Source organism: Maribacter dokdonensis DSW-8 (assembly GCF_001447995.1).
Lineage (GTDB): Bacteria > Bacteroidota > Bacteroidia > Flavobacteriales > Flavobacteriaceae > Maribacter > Maribacter dokdonensis.
Genome location: NZ_LDPE01000001.1, coordinates 591,422 through 610,084, shown reverse-complemented (window position 1 = coordinate 610,084; position 18,663 = coordinate 591,422). Strand labels below are relative to the sequence as shown.

Genomic DNA, 18,663 nt, shown 5'->3' with positions numbered 1-18,663 from the left:
TGCTTTTTCTTTAATTCTCAAAATTATGTTACTCTAGCAAATCTGGACGTAATTTTTCGGTACGTTCGTAAGCTTTGTTTTCTCTCCATTCTTCAATCTTGCCAAAGTTACCGCTTAATAGTACGTCTGGCACTGTCATTCCTTTATACTCCGCAGGTCTAGTGTATACGGGTGGCGCAAGCAGACCATCTTGAAAGGTATCAGTTAGTGCTGATGTTTCATCATTAAGTACGCCTGGCAATAATCTAATGACTGCATCGCATAAAACTGCGGCGCCCAATTCTCCACCTGAAAGTACATAGTCGCCAATGGATATTTCTTTGGTTATAAAAAGATCGCGTACACGTTGGTCAACGCCTTTATAATGACCGCAAAGAATTATTATATTTTTTGCCAATGAAAGTGTGTTGGCGGTTTTTTGATTTAGGGTTGCACCATCTGGAGTCATATAAATGACTTCATCGTATGTTCTTTCGGACTTTAAGCTGGAGATACATTTGTCAATGGGCTCTATCATAAGTACCATACCGGCTCCTCCTCCAAATTGATAATCATCTACATTTCTATATTTTGTATCGGTATAATCCCTGAGGTTATGAAAATGGACTTCAACCAAATCTTTTTCTATTGCTCTTTTTAAAATGGAAGCTTCAAATGGGCTAGTGAGTAGTTCGGGCAATACTGTAATTATGTCTATTCTCATTTTTTGATGTGCATCTTCATTTAACCTGCCAAAAGTAATGAAAACAGTGGGAATCTTTCTCCCAGCCAAGCTTTTCATATAATTTTTGAGCTGGGTTGTCAATAGCGGTCTCCAGGGCAAGGCCTTTATAACCATTTATTTTACAGAATTCTTGAGATTTTAGTAGTAATTGTTGTCCTACGGATTTACCTCTATGTTCGGCTGCAACATACAAATCGTTTAATATAATCGATTTCTCTAAGCTTACCGAGGAAAAGGTGAAATAGAGCTGAACAAAGCCAATGGCGTTTTTTCCTTCATAAGCAGTGAATATTACGGATTCGTTATTTGTCACTCTATCTTGCAGAAATATTCTTGCGGCATCTAAATCAGATTTCATTTTATAAAAAACTCTATATCCATCAAAAAGAGGTATAATGTCGTTAATTTCTGATGTCGTTACTTGTTCTATATTGACCATATCAAAAAAAAAGCTCCAAAATGGAGCTTTAAAAATTTACTTAGTTTTTTTCTGTTTGTTAATCTCGTCTTGTAGCTGTCTACTTATTTTTTGTTCACGCTCTAATGCCCTTCTTCTGTGATCTTCGTATTCAACTTCTAATTCAGATAAGTTTTGTTTGGCTTCTTGAGTCAGTATATTACTATTTCTAAATTTATAAATAAATAAACCAAGGGTAAGAAACAATGCGCCTATAATAGTCCATAGTACAAAATTATATGTTCCCTTGGAAACTGGTAAGCCAAGAAAAGACATACTATCTTTTTCTTCGGTAACCAGACCTAAATTAGTGGTGGTCTCCTCCAATTTTTTATTTAAAGATGTAATTGTAGTTTCATGTTCTGCAATTGTAGCCTTTAACTCACCCGTTTTTTTATTCATGGCGGCAATAGAGTCAAGAACATTTTTTCTAATCTTAAATAAATTAGATTCTTTTACCACTTCATATCTAACACCATCTGCTCTATAGTTTCCTGATCGCTTGGCTATATAATCGAATTGATTACTGATCGGTCCTTCATCTAATGATAATTTATCTTCCTCTTCTTCGGCATTTTGTGCAAATTGTACATTACTAGCTAATAATAAGGCTAGTAATAATAGTATTCTATAGAAATTCATGTAATAGATTCTTAGGTTAATTTGAATAATTTAGAGTTGACTAAAGTACTTTATAAATATCGAATTATGAAAAAAATATAAAGCTTAAACATTCTTTATTTACCTACGTTCTTAATTAACAAATAGATCTTTTCTTTTTAAAAATTAATAATAGGTAAAACGTCTTACTTTGGCAATGTATTTGGCTAAACGAATTACTTGATGAGAATAACCATACTCATTGTCATACCATATATATAATATAACACTCTTTCCTGTACCGGAAACTATTGTAGCCATGCTATCGTAAATAGATGGGGCAGAGGTTCCTATAATATCGGAAGAAACCAATTCTTTATCAAGTGAGTATTTTATTTGTTCAACTAAATCTCCTTCTAATGCATATTTCTTGATCATGGAGTTTACACCTTCTAGTGATGTTTTTTGATTAATTTCCAAATTAAGAATAGCTAGTGATCCGTTGGGTACAGGAACTCTAATGGCATTAGAGGTAAGTTTGCCTTCCAAAGAAGGTAAGGCTTTTGTTACTGCTTTGCCTGCACCGGTTTCAGTAATAACCATGTTGAGTGCCGCAGCACGGCCCCTTCTGTATTTACCATGCATATTGTCTACCAAATTTTGATCATTGGTATAGGCATGTATGGTTTCTAAATGTCCTTTCTCAATGCCAAAAGTTTCTTCTATTGCCTTTAAAATAGGAGTTATGGCGTTTGTGGTACATGATGCTGCAGAAAATATATCTGTGTCATCAGGTGAATATTCTAAATGGTTTACACCATGTACTATATTGGCAACTTCTTTGCCTGGAGCGGTTAATAAAACTTTGGCGGCTCCGTTGGCTTGTAAATGCCTTTCTAATTGTTCTTTAGTTCTAAAAGCTCCTGTATTGTCTATCACCAAAGCTTCGTTTATACCGTACTCCGTATAGTCGATTTCTTCTGGCATATTGGCATATATTACATGTACAGTTGTGCCATTGATGATCAATTTTAGGTTTGAGTAGTCTACTTTTACGGTGCCATTAAAAATACCGTGTACAGAATCTGTTCTAAGTAGGCTGGCTCTTTTTTCAAGATTTTCAATACTAGGCTTGCCTCTTACTACAATAGCTCTAAGTCTTAATTGATTGCCTTTTCCTGTTTTGGACATAAGTTCTCTTGCAACTAATCTACCTATTCTTCCAAAACCATATAGTACTACATCTTTAGGTTCTATACTTTTGAAGTCTTGAGCAGATTGTAATTTATCTATTACAAAAGATTTTACATTGTTAAGAATGTTGGTGTCAGAATGGTATTCATAAGTTAATTTACCAATATCTAACTTAGAAGGTGGCAACGCCATGTCTGAAATTGACCTTAGTATTTCTACAGAATCAAAAATAGAAATGGGTTTTTGTACGAATTCACCAGCATACTCATGCAAGTGCATTATATCGCTAACATTTTTGTCAATAACCTGATTTTTAAAAAGGACAATTTCAATGGATTTGTCATACCAAAGATCACTTACGATTTTGATAAATTCCGTTGTAGCTTTTCTACGATCCGCTTGAAATGCCAGCTCTTTTTCAAAAGTGGTTTGTGGAGCCATAATTAGTTGATTAATTTTATAATTCGCACAAAACTAGAAAAATTAAGCACTTTAAATAAATATTTTTCAAAAAAAAGCCTTCGTTTTTGCGAAGGCTGTATTTTATTGGGTTTTGTTATTGAAATATGAGGCGGTCTCTTTGGCCATTGGATCCTAACATGGTAATCACGGTTTTTCCATATTTTGAAATGCCGCCAAACGCTGTATATGCATCGTCAATATTTCCTATTTCTTGATCATCGATTTTGACGATTACTTTTTCTGATAGGCCGTAACCTCTATAACGTTCCGGTACTCCAATAATTTTTACACCCGTTTTGGTTTTGTATACCTTCTTATCTTGTTCGGTTAGGTTTTTAACTTCTAAGCCCATCTCCGGAACCACTAAGGTTTGTCTCTCCTTTAGGGTTAATGGTAATATTAGCTGCTCATCTTTTCTGTCGATTACAATTTCTAAAGTGTCACCGGGTCTTTTTGTGGATAAGTATCCTGTTAGATCAGGGTATTTGTGCACATCGATTTCATCAACTTTTTTGATGATATCACCGACTACGATTCCGGCCTCCTGCGCTGCAGATTCTTCTTCAATAAATTCAATGTACACTCCATCAATATTGTTTATGCCTTTTTCTATAGCATCTCTTGTGTTTACAGGTGCAGGTCTAATGCCCATAAATCCCTTTTGAACATTACCGTATTCTAAAATATCCTGAATTACTTTTTTTGCAATATTGCTGGGTACCGCAAATGAATAACCTACATAAGATCCGGTTTGCGAGGTTATTGCTGTATTGATACCTACGAGGTCCCCATTAGTGTTTACCAATGCGCCACCTGAGTTTCCGGGGTTTACGGCGGCATCTGTCTGAATGAAAGATTGGTTTTTCCCAAGGTTTCTAGCTTTTGCACTGACAATACCCGCTGTAACGGTAGAAGTCAGGTTAAAAGGATTTCCAACAGCCAATACCCATTCGCCAATTTTGGTTTGATCGGAATCACCAAATGCCAAGTATGGTAATTTTTCATTTGGGTCTATTTTTATAAGGGCAATATCAGAATTTGGATCCGTACCTATCAACTCGGCATTGTATGTTCTATTGTTGTTCAAAGTAACCTGTAGTTGATTTGCTCTACTGATTACATGATTATTGGTAACAATATATCCATCAGAAGAAATTATTACTCCAGATCCCGTACCTACTTGTGGTACTACTTTTCCACTGGTACCGTAAAAAAAGTCGAATATATTGGTAGGGGCCTTATTAATGGTTATGTTCTTTACGTGGACAACGGCATTCACGGTATTCTCGGCGGCATTAGTGAAATCAACCTCATTGATGCCCGCACCTCTAGCGGAAGTAGGTGTATAACTTGCGTTTACTATTCCGTTATTATTATCTTGGGTAATAATGGTAAAATTTTCCTTTTCGAAAAATAGTTTATAAGCACCCAATGTAATCGCACCTGCAAAAACGGATACAAATAGGAGACTAGCTATTCTTTTCATATTCATTAATATTTTAACGTATTCTACACAAAATTACTTGATTTTATGCTATTATATAAGCGTTTAACTACTTTTTAACTACACTTTAAAAAGTAATAATGTACTATCTTTGGAGCTTTGTTAAAGCATGGAAAATACATTTTATAAATATCAAGGTACGGGTAATGATTTTGTAATGGTAGATAATCGTAATGGACAGTTTCCAAAGGACGATTATCCATTGATTGCAAAAATCTGTAATAGACGATTTGGCGTAGGTGCAGACGGTTTAATTTTATTGGAAAATGATGCCGAAACCGATTTTAGAATGGTTTATTTCAATGCGGATGGCAAAGAAGGGAGTATGTGTGGTAATGGTGGTAGATGTATTGTTGCTTTTGCACATTTTTTAAAGGTTATTGAAAAGGAAACTGTATTTATAGCAGTTGATGGTTTACATGAAGCTACAATAACAGATGATGTGGTAAGTCTTAAAATGTTGGACGTTAAGGAAATAAAGGAAAAAACCAATGCTCTTTTTATGGATACGGGATCACCGCACCATGTACAATTGGTCAATGGGTTAAAATCGTTTAATGTTGTAAAGGAAGGTGCACGCATGCGCTATGGCGTGTATGGTGAAAAGGGCAGTAATATTAATTTTGTTGAAAAGAATGATGAAGGTGGTTTTGATATTAGGACATATGAACGTGGTGTGGAAGATGAAACCTTGTCTTGTGGAACTGGAGTAACTGCGGTGGCTCTTGGAATGTATCACCTAGGGAATACAAAAGAGAATACGATCGGTATCAAAGCCCTTGGTGGTAATTTGGAAGTTTCATTCAAAGAACAGAACGGTTCTTATTCGGATATTTACCTAAAAGGGGAGGCTAAACAGGTTTTTAAAGGTGAACTAACGTGGTGACATTGAAAGGAAAACAGATTTATCTAAGGGCTTTGGAAAAAAAAGACCTTGATTTTCTGTATCTATTGGAGAATGATACCAGCGTATGGGAAGTTAGTGGAACGGTAACTCCGTATTCAAAAGACGTACTTAGATTTTATTTGGAGAATGCGCATAGGGATATCTTTGATGTTAAACAGTTACGTCTGGTCATTTGTACACATGAGCATAACACATTGGGGTTGATAGATGTCTTTGATTTTGAGCCAAATCACAAAAGAGCTGGTATTGGTATTGTGATATTGAACCAGGCAGAAAGAAATAAGGGGATTGGGGCAGAAGCAATTACCTTACTTACGGAGTATTTGTTCGAAGCCTTAGGATTACGACAGGTATATGCCAATATATTAGAAGATAATTTGGCTAGCCTTCATTTGTTCCAAAAGTTAGGATTTCAACAAGTTGGGGTCAAGAAAGATTGGGTGCGCTTTAAAAATACCTTTAAGAACGAAATATTATTACAAAAAATAAATAGTTAATGTATATCAAACGTATTTTATTGGGTGTGGTGCTTATAGGGTTGATAGGTGGTGGAATTTTTGCCTTTATGGTTTATGGTACATTTTTTACTCCAAATACCAGCTTTAACAATGATGAGGCTATTGTATTTGTACCGACCGATGCTACTTTGATGGATTTGGAAGAGCGTCTTTCTCCTGTTTTAGAAGACTTTGGTTCATTTGAATCTGCGGCCGATCGAAAAGGTTACTTAGGTAATATAAAGGCCGGTCGATTTAAGATAAAGAAGGGTATGAATAATAATGAGATTGTAAACTCATTAAGAAGTGGCAATTTGCCTGTAAAGGTATCTTTCAATAATCAAGAAAATATTAATGATTTGGCAGGAAGAATTGCAGGGCAAATTGAGGCTGATAGCGTTTCTTTAGTTGCGGCATTTAGCGATAAAGAGTTTTTAAAGGCGAACGGATTTGATGATGCCAATAAAATATCATTTTACATTCCTAATAGCTATGAATTTTTCTGGAATACATCGGCTGAAGGGTTTAGGAGTAGAATGTTAAAGGAGTATAATAGATTTTGGACGGATACACGTAAGGATAAAGCTAAAGCACTTGGCTTGAAACCGAATGAAGTTATTGCTTTGGCATCCATAGTACATAAGGAAACAGCAAAAGTTGATGAGCGTCCTACGGTTGCCGGGGTGTATTTGAATAGGTTGAGAAAAAGGATGTTGCTTCAAGCTGATCCTACCGTTATATATGCGATAAAGAAAGAAACGGGTAACTTTGATACCATTATTAAAAGGGTCTTGTATAAGGATTTGGAATTGGCTTCGCCTTATAATACCTATAAGTATGCAGGATTGCCGCCAGGGCCAATTGCAATGCCTGATATAACGGCGATTGATGCGGTTTTAAATCCTAAAAAACACAATTATTACTATTTTGTAGCCAACGTTGAAAAGTTCGGTTATCATATGTTTGCAGAGAATTTAACGCAACACAACCGAAATAAAGAGCAGTACATCCGATGGATTAACGCTCAGAAAATCAACAGGTAAGCTTTCATCCGATTTTTAGAACTTGTTAACTAATTCTGTATTCTTTTAACAGAACCTTCTAAAACTCTTAAAATTTCAGACCTACCTTTGCCTCAGAAATTTAAGCAGGCAAATAGTAGTCGCCATAAGTCTTAAGAAACTATATGTATGAGAAGATGGATATTAGCAAGTTGTCCTCTAATTGTTACGTTTATAATTTCTGGTTATGGGTTTAAACCCTTTAAGGTAGATGTGCCTAATCAGTTAAAAGTAAACAAGCCAGAGCTGGTTTCTTTTCCGGAAGATGAAGCTCTATTGTCAAATTATCAAATAGCCCCCCCTTTTCTTGGTCGCCAATTTATAGGTTTCAAAGAAGCTTTAGCTTTTAAGGAGTCTCAAGGAAATTATTTTGTAACCAATACTTTTGGTTACTTAGGTAAGTATCAATTTGGGTTGGGCACTTTAGAGTTGGTCGGTGTTTACAATGGAAATGAATTCTTGAATAATCCTGAATTACAGGAAAAAGTTTTTCATGTTAACACGTCACGTAACAAGTGGATTTTAAGAAGGGATATTAAACGCTATGTAGGTGTTCGCATGAACGGTGTTGAAATTACCGAGTCGGGTATTTTGGCAGCAGCGCACCTTGCAGGACCGGGTAATGTGAAATTATATTTAAGGTCTCATGGCCGTATGGAAATCACCGACGGTTACGGTACAAGTATTTCTAATTATATGAAAAAGTTTGCGGGTTATGATGTCTCAATGATTGAAGCAAAACGTAACCCAAGAATCTAAGAATTTAAGTAGATATGAAAATGTGAAACCTTGGCGCTAGTTTGTCAAGGTTTTTTTATGCTTGGATTATAAATATAGCCGGTCTTTTGTGTAGATCTACATTTTCTTTTTTCCAGTTAATTGCTGTTTTGGTCTTAATGTATTCGGTAGGTAATGTAATATCGGCAGCAACACATATACTTGTGCTTGGTGCAAGGGTTTTAATCAACTCTTCAAGCATTTTATTGTTTCTGTAAGGTGTCTCTATAAAAACTTGAGATTGGTTTTCTTCTTTTGATCTACGCTCTAAATTTTTAATATATTTTTTTCGGTCAGAACTATCAATAGGGAGGTACCCGTTGAATGCAAAATTTTGACCGTTCATGCCACTTGCCATTAAAGCTAATAAAATGGAAGAGGGACCTACTAATGGAATAACTTGAATGTTTTTGCTGTGGGCTATTTTTACCACGGCGGCACCAGGATCGGCTATACCTGGGCAACCAGCTTCAGATAGTATGCCTACATCGTTACCTTCCAAGCAAGGGTTTAAAAAAGTGGGAATTTCTTCTGGTTCAGTGAACTTGTTAAGAACAAAAAGTTTTAAGCCAGGTTGGGATTTTCTGGGACTTATTTTTTTTATAAAATGTCGAGCGGTTTTTTCGTTCTCCACCACATAATGATCAAGTCTCTCTATGGTTTGTTTTATAGAAATGGGTAATACTTCTAACGGTGGCATATCGCCAAGCGTAGAAGGAATCAAATAAACTTTTCCAATTTTACCGTTTTGTGTGCTCATTTATTAATGGTCTAATCTGGCTGCAATTATATTACAAGCTTTATCTATCATTTGAAAAACGGTTTCAAATCCGTCGTCTGCATCATAATAGGGGTCTGGCACTTCTTGGTCCGTGGGGTCAATTTCATTCAACAAAAGCTTTACCTTTTCGGCATCTGCTCTATTTCTGGCCATACCAATTATATTGCCATAATTGCTTTTGTCCATGGCATATATCACATCAAAAGTGTCAAAATCAGATACCAAAAATTTTCTACAGACTTGTGAGCTAATGTCGATGTTATGGTCTTGTGCTACTTTTATAGATCTTGGGTCAGGTGCATTTCCAATGTGGTATCCTGCTGTACCTGCTGAATCTACGTGTACTTTTGTTGTGTCAACTTTACTTTTAAGAATACCCTCTGCCAATGGAGACCTGCAAATATTACCTAGGCAAACCATTAACACCTTCATTTAGTATAGAATTTAAGAGAATTTCTTAGTTAGGTCATCAATATACTTGCGAAACTGCTTGTCTGTTTCGGCTAAGTTATCCACTGTTTTGCATGCATGAAGTACCGTAGCGTGATCACGCTTTCCAATTTGTGAACCAATACTCGCCAATGAGGCTTTAGTGAACTTCTTAGCAAAGAACATCGCTAATTGTCTAGCTTGTACAATATGTCTCTTTCTTGTTTTGGACTGTAATGTTGCAACATCCATCTCAAAGTAATCGGAAACAACTTTTTGTATGTAGTCAATAGAAACTTCACGTTTAGTGTTCTTTACAAATTTTTCAACTACTTGTTGTGCAAGCTCAATGGTAACCTCTCTTTTGTTTAGGGTTGATTGTGCAATAAGTGAAATTATGGCACCTTCAAGTTCTCTAATATTGGTTTTAATATGTTTAGCAACATATTCAATAATATCTTCTGGTATCTCTACACCATCTCTATATAACTTGTTTTTTAAGATAGAGATTCTTGTTTCGTAATCCGGACTTTGCAATTCTGCGGATAATCCCCATTTAAAACGAGATAACAATCGTTGCTCAATATCCTGCATATCTACAGGAGCTTTGTCAGATGTAAGAATTACTTGTTTTCCGTTTTGATGTAAGTGGTTGAAAATATGGAAGAAAACATCTTGCGTACCAGATTTACCTGATAAGAATTGTACATCATCAATAATCAGAACATCTATTAACTGGTAGAAATGGATAAAATCATTTCTAGTGTTTTTCTTTACGGATTCAATATACTGTTGGGTAAATTTTTCTGCAGAAATATAAAGCACTGTACGCTCAGGGTACTTGTCTTTTATTTCAACACCAATGGCGTGTGCCAAGTGCGTTTTTCCTAATCCGACACCACCAAAAACCAATAAAGGGTTGAAAGAAGTTCCACCAGGTTTGTTGGCTACAGCCATACCGGCAGAACGTGCCAAACGGTTAGAGTCTCCTTCAAGGAAATTATCAAAATTATAATTAGGATTTAATTGAGATTCTATCTTTATGTTTCTAATACCTGGAATAACAAACGGATTGCGTAGTTCAGGGTTTTTAGATTTAATGGGTACATCCATTTCCTGGGCGGCCATTGCACCTCTATTTGAACTAGGAATTTTTTCTGTAAAAGGCTCTTTGTTGCCATACGTATTTTCCATACGTATGATATATACTAATTTCGCAGTCTCTCCTAATTCTTTAGTTAATGCAACCTTTAGCAGTTTAACGTAATGCTCTTCTAGCCACTCGTAAAAGAATTTACTTGGTACTTGAATGCTTAAGGCATTTTCTGTAAGCTTTATAGGTTTAATGGGTTCAAACCATGTTTTGAATGCCTGCGGTTGGATATTATCCTTAATAAACACCAAACAGTTTTTCCATACGGAATTAGCAGTAACATTCATAATAATCTATACTCTTTTAATGGTTAGCTTTTAGCTAAAAGAGATTGAATTTTTTCAATCTAAGTTCTCGTTCAACTTGGGCAAATATGTGAACAAATTATTTAAAAAAAAAATTGATTGTCATTGATTTTGACCTTTTTTTTTCTCATGTTCGTTTACCGCTTAGGGGAGCTTTTAAATATATACTTTTTACTTGAAATAAATGCGAACAAATGAAATTTCTTTTAGAATAAGATACAGTGAGACGGATCAAATGGGAGTTGTCTATCATGGAAACTATGCTCAGTATTTAGAATTAGCAAGAGTTGAATGGTTAAGGTCGTTAGGAATTTCTTACAAAAGTATGGAGGAGGGCGGAATTATGCTTCCGGTGATTAGTTTGTCCATTAAATATTTGAAATCTGCGAAGTATGATGATTTGGTAACCGTAAAGGTAATTTTGACGAAAAAACCTGCGGTTAGAATTGAATTTGATTATGAAATGACAAATGAAGCGGGAGAATTATTGGCGACCGCAAATACGGTTTTGGTATTTATGGATATGAAAAGAAATAGACCCACTAAATGTCCGCAGATATTATTGGACAAATTGGAATATTAAAGATTAGACGTTTGCCTTGATTTCTAATTTGTGATGTGCTTTAAAAAGTTTCATTGTTTTTTTTAAATCACTTTTATTTACAGCTAAAATCATTTTGCATTTCAAATGCAAATCTTGTGATACAATGGTTAGTTGGTGTTTTTTGACCAAACGCATTACGATGTCCATTTCTGAATATTCAAAAGTAACGGTTAGTTCTTCTTGTAATACTTTGGTAATTATTGCCGCATTTTCCAATGCTAGCTTTGCAGTTTCCTTGTAAGCACTGATCAATCCACCAACACCTAGTTTGGTGCCGCCAAATATTCGTACCACGGCAACTAGAATGTTGGTTACATCAAAAGATTGTATTTGCCCATAAATTGGCATACCGGCAGAATTGTTGGGTTCTCCATCGTCATTGGCACGATAAGACTTGGATTCAACACCCATTTGCCATGCGTAGCACACATGGTTGGCGGTTGGGTATTCTTTTCTTAGTGCCTCTATGTGTTCTTTAATACTGTCTTCATCGGAAACCGGAAAGCAATACCCGTAAAATTTACTTTTTCGCTCTTTGAACAATAGGGGGTCAGAAGGTTTTGAAATGGTTTTATAGGTGTCCATATACGTTGTGCCAAGCAGAATTTAAAGGTATGTCATTATTTCAGGGCCAAAAGCCACTAGAATAATACTGAAAATTGCCAAACCTATACCAAACCAGTTTTTAATGCTTAATCTTTCTTTAAACAATAGTATGCCTAAAAGCGTGGAGAACATTACAATGGCCACATTGTTAATAGTAAACACAGATGCGCTGTTCCAAGTTGGGTGCTGTAGGGCTTTTAATAAGAAATATATGGAGAAGTAATTGGGGACACCTAAACAAATTCCACCAATAATATTTTTGAAATTTATTTTTAATCGTTGTTGGGTGGATTTATATCCGATAAAAAATAAGCCGAATATCCCTGCGGATGCAAATACCGTTGCGGAGAACAGTGCGTACTCTTCTTCGGGCATATGTGCATCTTGAAAGTATTTTATGCTTGTGTCTATTATGCCTGATCCTAGAAAAACTAAGACCGGTAGGGCAAATGCCCATTTTTCAGCTTTTATTTTGTTTTCCTTTAAAGAAGTGAAGTAAACGGCCAACAATGCGAGAATTATTCCTAAAATTTCTAATATGCTTAAAACTTCCCTGTAGAAGAACACACCAAACAATACCGGAATGGTGAGTGACATTTTAGTGGCAACAGAAGCTACGGATACACCTAGCTTTTGTGAAGTGGCTGCCATTAAATTAAATATTAGTATGAATAATAGACCAAGAAGTAGGCTTCCCCAAAACCAGCTCTTTTGTGGTATGTCATATACATTGATCGGTTCTTTATAATATAGTAAACCGACAATGCAAGCAATAAAGTAGTTAGTGATAATGGCATAAATTGTTTGTACCTGATACTTGGCATATAATTTAAAAACTACAAAGATTAAGCTGGAGAAAAGAATACTGAGCGCTAAATACATTTATACTATGCGGCTTAAAATTTCTAAAACCTCTTCTTTTCCTACTTGAAGATTCCAACACTGTATTCCTAGTTTAGACGCGCTATCTGTGTTTTCTTTGGTATCATCAATGAAAAAAGTTTCTGATGCGTTCAAATTATTATCGCTAAGCACCTTTTCATATATATTGGCATTGGGTTTTCGCATTTTCATTTCTTGTGATAGGTAGAACACCTCAAAACAATTTTTAAACCTTAAAAATCGCTCCATTCCCATAGACTCCTTAACCTTGTCAATGTGAAGATCGTTAGTATTGCTCAACAAGAACAGTCGGTATTGTTTGTTGGCTTTCAACTTTTCAATAAACTTTAGGCGTTCTTCAGGAAAGTCCTGTATAATGGAGTTCCAGGCATCTATAATCTGGGGTTTAGAAGCGTTGGTGAAAATGCCTCGTAGTTTTTCAACGAATACAACAGATGTTATTAAGCCCATTTCATATGACTTGAAAATGGCATCTAAATCCGGAGTCAATTCGGTAAATCCAAATTTTGCCATTTCTATTAACGGCGCTTGTTTGTCAAGATTGATAAATATATCACCAAAATCGAAAATTATATTTTTAATCATTTCTAAGTATGGTTAGTTGGTCGGTCAAAATTTCCATTTGTTTTATTATTCGTCCTGTTGGTTTTGGAGCTTTTATTCCTTTTTGAAATTCGGCTGCTCCTCTGAAGATTCGAGCTTCGTCCCATAAGTCAGCATCAATAAAACTTTGTAATGTTTGTGATCCGCCTTCAATAATGACACTTTGTAGCTGCTCTTCAAACATCAGATAACATAATTGCTGCGGTAATTGAGATTCAAAATTCAAAATTTTATAGCTAACACCTTCAACGTACTTTGTAGTATCTACTATTTGTGTACAAACTATCGTTTTTTGCTGTCCATCTAAAACATGAAAATCTTTAGAAATCCTTAGATTTCTATCAAGAACAATTCGTGTAGGTGCTTTTCCTGTCCACTGTCTAATATTCAATTGTGGGTTGTCAGCTAACACAGTGTTGGTGCCCACTAGTATACCTGGTTCTTCACTACGCCATTTATGTACCAATTGACGAGATTTGGTGTTTGTAATCCAATAGGGTTTCTTTTCTTCTTCTCGTTTTAAAGACTCTGGAGCAATAAATCCGTCAGATGTTTCCGCCCATTTTAAAATGATGTAGGGTCTCTTTTTGGTAAAAAAAGTTAAGAATCGTTTATGGTGTTCCGTGCATTCTTGTTCTAAAACACCAACATTCACTTCGCAACCCGCCGCTTTCAATTTTTTTATACCATTACCGGCTACTTTTTCATGAGGGTCCTTTAACCCAATGACAACCTTAGGTATTCCCATTCTTACGATTAAATCCGCACAAGGTGGAGTTTTGCCATAATGAGAGCAAGGTTCTAAGGTTACATAAATAGTAGCATTTTTGAGTAGCGTACTGTCTTTTACCGAGTTTATAGCATTCACCTCGGCATGTGAACCACCATAAGCACTGGTAAACCCTTCACCAATAATTGTGTCATTATACACAATTACTGCACCTACCATGGGGTTGGGCGCTGTAGTACCCAATCCGTTTTTTGCAATTTCAATACACCGTTGCATATATTTCTCATCTGCAGAAAGTGCGTTTGATTGAGATGGTATTGAATTTGTAGAATCAAGATTATTAATGGACATCAAACTTTACCTTTATATGCATATCACGTATCTTCACACCTCAAAAATAGTACTTTAAAACCTATTGCATAGTTCATATGGAAAATGTCGTGATACGTGAAATTAAAAAGGAAGATAACCCGCAAGTTGCTAGGGTAATACGGCAGGTGTTGGAAGATTTGGGAGTGCCAAAAGTGGGCACGGCCTATGAAGACCCTTCATTGGATAACATGTATGAACATTATAATAAACCCAAGGCCACTTATTTTGTGATCGAAGAAAATGGTTCAATTTTAGGCTGTGCCGGTGTTGCACAACTAGATAATTACAACGGTAATGTTTGTGAGCTTCAGAAAATGTACTTTTTGCAAGAAGCCAGAGGCAAAGGGGCGGGTCATAAAATGATCAATGTATGTTTGGATAAAGCCAAGGAATACGGTTTTGATGCCTGTTATTTGGAGACAATGCCCTATATGGAAGCTGCCCAAAAATTGTATAAGAAAATGGGCTTTGAATATATAGATGCCCGTATGGGGGATACCGGTCATTATTCCTGTCCTGTATTTATGCTTAAAACGTTGTAATTGTGCTGTTAAAAGAGGTAAAGAGTATTTTTCATGCAGAATTGGACGCTATCTATGGTAAAGATGAAGTAAACAGCTTTTTTTATCTACTTATTGAGCACTATTTTGAATTAGAACGTTTTGTATTGGCGTTACAACCTAATCTTAATATAGAAAAAGAACAAGAGACTATCTTGTTTAAGGCGTTATCTGATTTGAAGTTACATAAACCTATTCAACATATTACAGGTACGGCATATTTTATGGATTTGGACTTTACTGTAAATGAACACGTATTAATACCTAGACCAGAAACCGAAGAATTGGTTCGTTGGGTGTTGAATGATGTCAAAGAAGTAAAACATCCCTTAAATATCTTAGATATGGGTACAGGCAGTGGTTGTATTCCTATTTCGTTAGATAAAAATCTGGTCGATGCTAAAGTGTATGCGTTGGATGTTTCGCCCCAAGCCTTAGTGGTTGCTGAAGAAAACAATAGAACGCTTGGTGCAAATGTTACGTTTGTTAAGGCGGATATGTTGTCCTTACATTCTAAAACCTCAGCAAAAGAATTAGATCAAAAATTTGATATTATTATTTCCAATCCGCCTTATGTGCGAGAATTGGAAAAAGCAGAAATGCAAAATAATGTAATAGACCATGAGCCAAGTTTGGCACTTTTTGTTCCAGATGAAGACCCGTTAAAGTTTTACAAGGCAGTAGTAAATTTTGCATCTGAACACTTGAATAAAAATGGTTGTCTGTATTTGGAAATCAATCAGTATTTAGGAGAAGAAACCAAGCAAATATTACAACAATCTAACTTTAAGACTATTGATTTAAGACTAGATATGTTTGGTAATGACCGTATGATAAAAGGAATAAGAAAATGAAAAGTATTGTAGTGTTTTGCGGTAGTAGTGAAGGTATTGTTTCTGATTATGGAGTAAAAGCATATGAACTGGGAGAGACTTTTGCAAAGAAAGATATACAGCTTGTATATGGTGGAGCCAAAATTGGCATTATGGGTAAAGTTGCCGAAGGTGTTTTAAATAATAAAGGAAAGGTAATAGGGGTAATTCCTGTATTTTTAAAGAAAAAAGAAGTAGTTCATGAGGGGTTGACAGAATTGATTGTCACCCAAAATATGCATGAGCGCAAATTAAAAATGCATGAACTATCTGACGGGATTTTAATGCTCCCTGGAGGATTTGGTACTTTAGAAGAGTTTTTTGAAATGTTGACTTGGTCGCAGCTTGGGTTGCATCAATACCCCATAGGAATTTTGAATACCAATGGTTTTTACGATTCCCTATTACAAATGATGCATGACATGGTCCAGAACGGATTTGTTAAAAAAGAACATTTAAATACTATTTTGGTAGATGATACTATAGAAACATTATTGCATAAAATGGAAAACTATATACCATTGCCTACACCAAAATGGATCAATAAAGAACAGCTTTAATAATTATGAAGGCAAAGATTGAAGAACTAAGAAAAGAGTTGCGAGAGCATAATCACAATTACTATGTGTTGGATAACCCGACCATTTCAGATTATGAATTCGATATGAAATTGAAAGAATTACAGGATTTGGAAGCTAAACATCCTGAATTTTATGATGCCAGTTCGCCATCATTACGTGTAGGTGGTATGATCACCAAGAATTTTGCAACCGTAGTTCATGAGCATAGAATGTACTCTTTAGACAATTCATACTCTAAAGAAGATCTAGAGGATTGGGAGAAACGTATTCAGCGTAATTTGGGAGACGTACCTGTTGAATTTACTTGTGAATTAAAATATGATGGCGCATCTATTAGTATAACTTATGAACAAGGTAAACTGGTAAGAGCGGTTACCCGTGGTGACGGAATTCAAGGAGATGATGTTACCAATAATATAAAAACGATTAAATCGGTTCCGCTCCAGTTAAAAGGAGATTATCCAGATAAGTTTGATATACGAGGAGAAATAGTATTACCGTTCGACGGATTTCAGAAAATGAACGAAGAACGCATTGCCAATGGAGAAGAGCCGTATATGAATCCGCGAAATACGGCATCGGGTAGTTTAAAACTTCAAGATAGCAGTGTTGTAGCACAGAGACCATTAGATTGTTTGCTGTACAGTATTGTAGGTAGAAACCTGAATATTGACTCTCAATTTCATATGTTGGAGAAAGCACGAGAATGGGGCTTTAAAGTACCAACTGTTGCCAAACTTTGTAAAACTACAGATGAGGTAATGGCATTTGTTGAGGAGTGGGATGTAAAACGCCATGAGTTGCCTTATGAAACCGATGGTGTGGTCATTAAAGTAAATAGCCTTCAAAACCAAGAAGAGCTCGGTTTTACCTCAAAAGCTCCGCGATGGGCAATGGCGTATAAATTTAAGGCAGAACAGGTTTTTACCACTTTAAATGAAATAACCTATCAGGTAGGGCGTACTGGAGCGATAACTCCGGTAGCCAATCTAGAACCGGTTTTATTGGCAGGTACAACGGTAAAAAGAGCATCGTTACATAATGCCGACCAAATAGAAAAATTGGATATTAGGGTAGGCGATACCGTATTTGTAGAAAAAGGCGGAGAAATTATTCCCAAGATTATAGCGGTTGATCTTTCGAAAAGACCAGCAGATTCCAAACCAACGGAATATATTCATGAATGTCCAGAATGTGGTACTGAGCTTACTCGTACAGCGGGTGATGCGAAACATTATTGCCCAAATGAATACGGTTGTCCGCCACAAATAACCGGTAGAATTCAGCATTTCATTTCTAGAAAGGCAATGGATATTGAAGGTTTGGGTGGCGAGACGGTAGAATTACTGTTTAAAGAAGGGTTGATTGACGATTACGCCGATTTATATAAACTCACCAAAGAAGATGTTTTACCCTTAGAACGAATGGCGGAGAAGTCTGCCGAGAATTTAGTAAACGGAGTAGCGGAATCCGTAAAAGTACCTTTTGAACGTGTGTTGTTTGCTTTAGGTATTCGTTTTGTAGGCGAGACCGTGGCTAAGAAGTTGGCAAAAGCATATAAAAACATAGATGCTTTAAAAGAAGCTACGTTAGAGCATTTAACTTCTGTAGATGAGATAGGGGAGCGCATAGCGCAAAGTGTTATTGACTTTTTTGTGAACGAGAAGAATATAGATGCCATAGAAAGACTACGAAGTTTTGGCGTACAATTATCAATATCTGAAGAAAAGTTACAAAACCAGACCGATACCTTGGCGGGTAATACCTTTGTGGTTTCCGGGGTATTTGAGATTTTAAGTAGAGATGAGCTTAAAAAGAAAATAGAGGATAATGGTGGTAAAGTTGGGTCATCTATATCTTCTAAAACTAGTTATTTGGTTGCGGGAGATAAAATGGGACCTAGTAAGCTTGCAAAGGCGGAAAAACTGGGTATACCCATTATCAGTGAGCAAGATTTTATAAACATGTTAGCATAGATCAT

21 protein-coding genes are annotated in these 18,663 nt (G+C 35.9%); 9 read left to right on the top strand and 12 right to left on the bottom strand.

Annotated features, from left to right (window positions below):
- Positions 1-28: 28 nt before the first annotated feature.
- From trmD to I600_RS02835, 5 genes are all read right to left on the bottom strand, one after another.
- Positions 29-703, bottom strand: a complete 675-nt coding sequence (gene trmD / locus I600_RS02855) for a tRNA (guanosine(37)-N1)-methyltransferase TrmD (RefSeq protein ID WP_058102992.1) — start codon at positions 701-703, stop codon at positions 29-31.
- A 16-nt stretch (positions 704-719) separates the two neighbouring features.
- Positions 720-1,163 carry a GNAT family N-acetyltransferase gene (locus tag I600_RS02850; protein WP_058102991.1) on the bottom strand — a complete coding sequence of 148 codons (444 nt, stop codon included), beginning with the start codon at positions 1,161-1,163 and terminating at the stop codon, positions 720-722.
- Positions 1,164-1,199: 36 nt separating this feature from the next.
- Positions 1,200-1,823, bottom strand: a complete 624-nt coding sequence (locus I600_RS02845; RefSeq protein WP_058102990.1) for a hypothetical protein — start codon at positions 1,821-1,823, stop codon at positions 1,200-1,202.
- 144 nt (positions 1,824-1,967) lie between these two features.
- A complete protein-coding gene (locus I600_RS02840) occupies positions 1,968-3,416 on the bottom strand; it encodes a glyceraldehyde-3-phosphate dehydrogenase (RefSeq protein WP_058102989.1) in 1,449 nt (482 codons plus the stop codon).
- A gap of 115 nt (positions 3,417-3,531) precedes the next feature.
- Positions 3,532-4,923, bottom strand: a complete 1,392-nt coding sequence (locus I600_RS02835) for a S1C family serine protease (protein ID WP_058104254.1) — start codon at positions 4,921-4,923, stop codon at positions 3,532-3,534.
- Between the two features lie 127 nt (positions 4,924-5,050).
- On the opposite strand from I600_RS02835, the gene dapF reads away from it, so the two are divergent.
- The 4 genes from dapF (at position 5,051) to I600_RS02815 (ending at position 8,165) form a co-directional block, all read left to right on the top strand.
- Entirely contained in the window at positions 5,051-5,827 is a 777-nt protein-coding gene (gene dapF, locus I600_RS02830) for a diaminopimelate epimerase (RefSeq protein ID WP_058102988.1), read from the top strand.
- Positions 5,824-6,345 carry a GNAT family N-acetyltransferase gene (locus tag I600_RS02825; RefSeq protein ID WP_317038718.1) on the top strand — a complete coding sequence of 174 codons (522 nt, stop codon included), beginning with the start codon at positions 5,824-5,826 and terminating at the stop codon, positions 6,343-6,345. Before dapF ends, I600_RS02825 begins: the two co-directional genes overlap by 4 nt.
- Entirely contained in the window at positions 6,345-7,388 is a 1,044-nt protein-coding gene (gene mltG, locus I600_RS02820) for an endolytic transglycosylase MltG (protein ID WP_058102986.1), read from the top strand. The genes I600_RS02825 and mltG overlap by 1 nt, the downstream gene beginning before the upstream one ends.
- Before the next feature lie 147 nt (positions 7,389-7,535).
- Entirely contained in the window at positions 7,536-8,165 is a 630-nt protein-coding gene (locus tag I600_RS02815; protein ID WP_058102985.1) for a hypothetical protein, read from the top strand.
- Between the two features lie 55 nt (positions 8,166-8,220).
- On the opposite strand, the gene I600_RS02810 is transcribed toward I600_RS02815, so the two are convergent.
- From I600_RS02810 to dnaA, 3 genes are read right to left on the bottom strand one after another with little or no spacing between them, the layout of a single operon-like run.
- Positions 8,221-8,943 (bottom strand): SAM-dependent methyltransferase, encoded by a 723-nt coding sequence (locus I600_RS02810; RefSeq protein WP_058102984.1) that lies wholly within the window; start codon positions 8,941-8,943, stop codon positions 8,221-8,223.
- 3 nt (positions 8,944-8,946) lie between these two features.
- Positions 8,947-9,396 (bottom strand): low molecular weight protein-tyrosine-phosphatase, encoded by a 450-nt coding sequence (locus tag I600_RS02805; RefSeq protein ID WP_058102983.1) that lies wholly within the window; start codon positions 9,394-9,396, stop codon positions 8,947-8,949.
- Positions 9,397-9,408: 12 nt separating this feature from the next.
- On the bottom strand, positions 9,409-10,833 hold the full coding sequence (dnaA, locus tag I600_RS02800) for a chromosomal replication initiator protein DnaA (RefSeq protein ID WP_058102982.1): 1,425 nt from the start codon (positions 10,831-10,833) through the stop codon (positions 9,409-9,411).
- A 202-nt stretch (positions 10,834-11,035) separates the two neighbouring features.
- Between dnaA and I600_RS02795 the strand changes: the two genes are divergently transcribed.
- The gene (locus I600_RS02795; RefSeq protein WP_058102981.1) at positions 11,036-11,434 is read left to right on the top strand and encodes an acyl-CoA thioesterase; all 399 of its coding nucleotides are present in this window, start codon (positions 11,036-11,038) and stop codon (positions 11,432-11,434) included.
- 3 nt (positions 11,435-11,437) lie between these two features.
- Here I600_RS02795 and I600_RS02790 read toward each other — a convergent pair whose 3' ends face one another.
- From I600_RS02790 to ribD, 4 genes are read right to left on the bottom strand one after another with little or no spacing between them, the layout of a single operon-like run.
- Positions 11,438-12,040 (bottom strand): IMPACT family protein, encoded by a 603-nt coding sequence (locus I600_RS02790; RefSeq protein ID WP_058102980.1) that lies wholly within the window; start codon positions 12,038-12,040, stop codon positions 11,438-11,440.
- A gap of 21 nt (positions 12,041-12,061) precedes the next feature.
- The gene (locus I600_RS02785; RefSeq protein ID WP_058102979.1) at positions 12,062-12,943 is read right to left on the bottom strand and encodes an EamA family transporter; all 882 of its coding nucleotides are present in this window, start codon (positions 12,941-12,943) and stop codon (positions 12,062-12,064) included.
- Positions 12,944-13,549 (bottom strand): HAD-IA family hydrolase, encoded by a 606-nt coding sequence (locus I600_RS02780; RefSeq protein WP_058102978.1) that lies wholly within the window; start codon positions 13,547-13,549, stop codon positions 12,944-12,946. It lies immediately after the preceding gene.
- Positions 13,542-14,573 (bottom strand): bifunctional diaminohydroxyphosphoribosylaminopyrimidine deaminase/5-amino-6-(5-phosphoribosylamino)uracil reductase RibD, encoded by a 1,032-nt coding sequence (gene ribD, locus I600_RS02775; RefSeq protein ID WP_058104253.1) that lies wholly within the window; start codon positions 14,571-14,573, stop codon positions 13,542-13,544. Before ribD ends, I600_RS02780 begins: the two co-directional genes overlap by 8 nt.
- 152 nt (positions 14,574-14,725) lie before the next feature.
- On the opposite strand from ribD, the gene I600_RS02770 reads away from it, so the two are divergent.
- Genes I600_RS02770 through ligA form a run of 4 tightly spaced genes read left to right on the top strand, consistent with a single transcriptional unit; the run spans position 14,726 to position 18,658 of the window.
- The gene (locus tag I600_RS02770; RefSeq protein ID WP_058102977.1) at positions 14,726-15,211 is read left to right on the top strand and encodes a GNAT family N-acetyltransferase; all 486 of its coding nucleotides are present in this window, start codon (positions 14,726-14,728) and stop codon (positions 15,209-15,211) included.
- A 2-nt stretch (positions 15,212-15,213) separates the two neighbouring features.
- Positions 15,214-16,083 (top strand): peptide chain release factor N(5)-glutamine methyltransferase, encoded by an 870-nt coding sequence (gene prmC / locus I600_RS02765; protein ID WP_058102976.1) that lies wholly within the window; start codon positions 15,214-15,216, stop codon positions 16,081-16,083.
- A complete protein-coding gene (locus I600_RS02760; protein WP_058102975.1) occupies positions 16,080-16,661 on the top strand; it encodes an LOG family protein in 582 nt (193 codons plus the stop codon). The genes prmC and I600_RS02760 overlap by 4 nt, the downstream gene beginning before the upstream one ends.
- 5 nt (positions 16,662-16,666) lie before the next feature.
- Positions 16,667-18,658, top strand: coding sequence for an NAD-dependent DNA ligase LigA (gene ligA / locus I600_RS02755; protein WP_058102974.1), 1,992 nt, complete (start codon positions 16,667-16,669; stop codon positions 18,656-18,658).
- Positions 18,659-18,663: the final 5 nt, after the last annotated feature.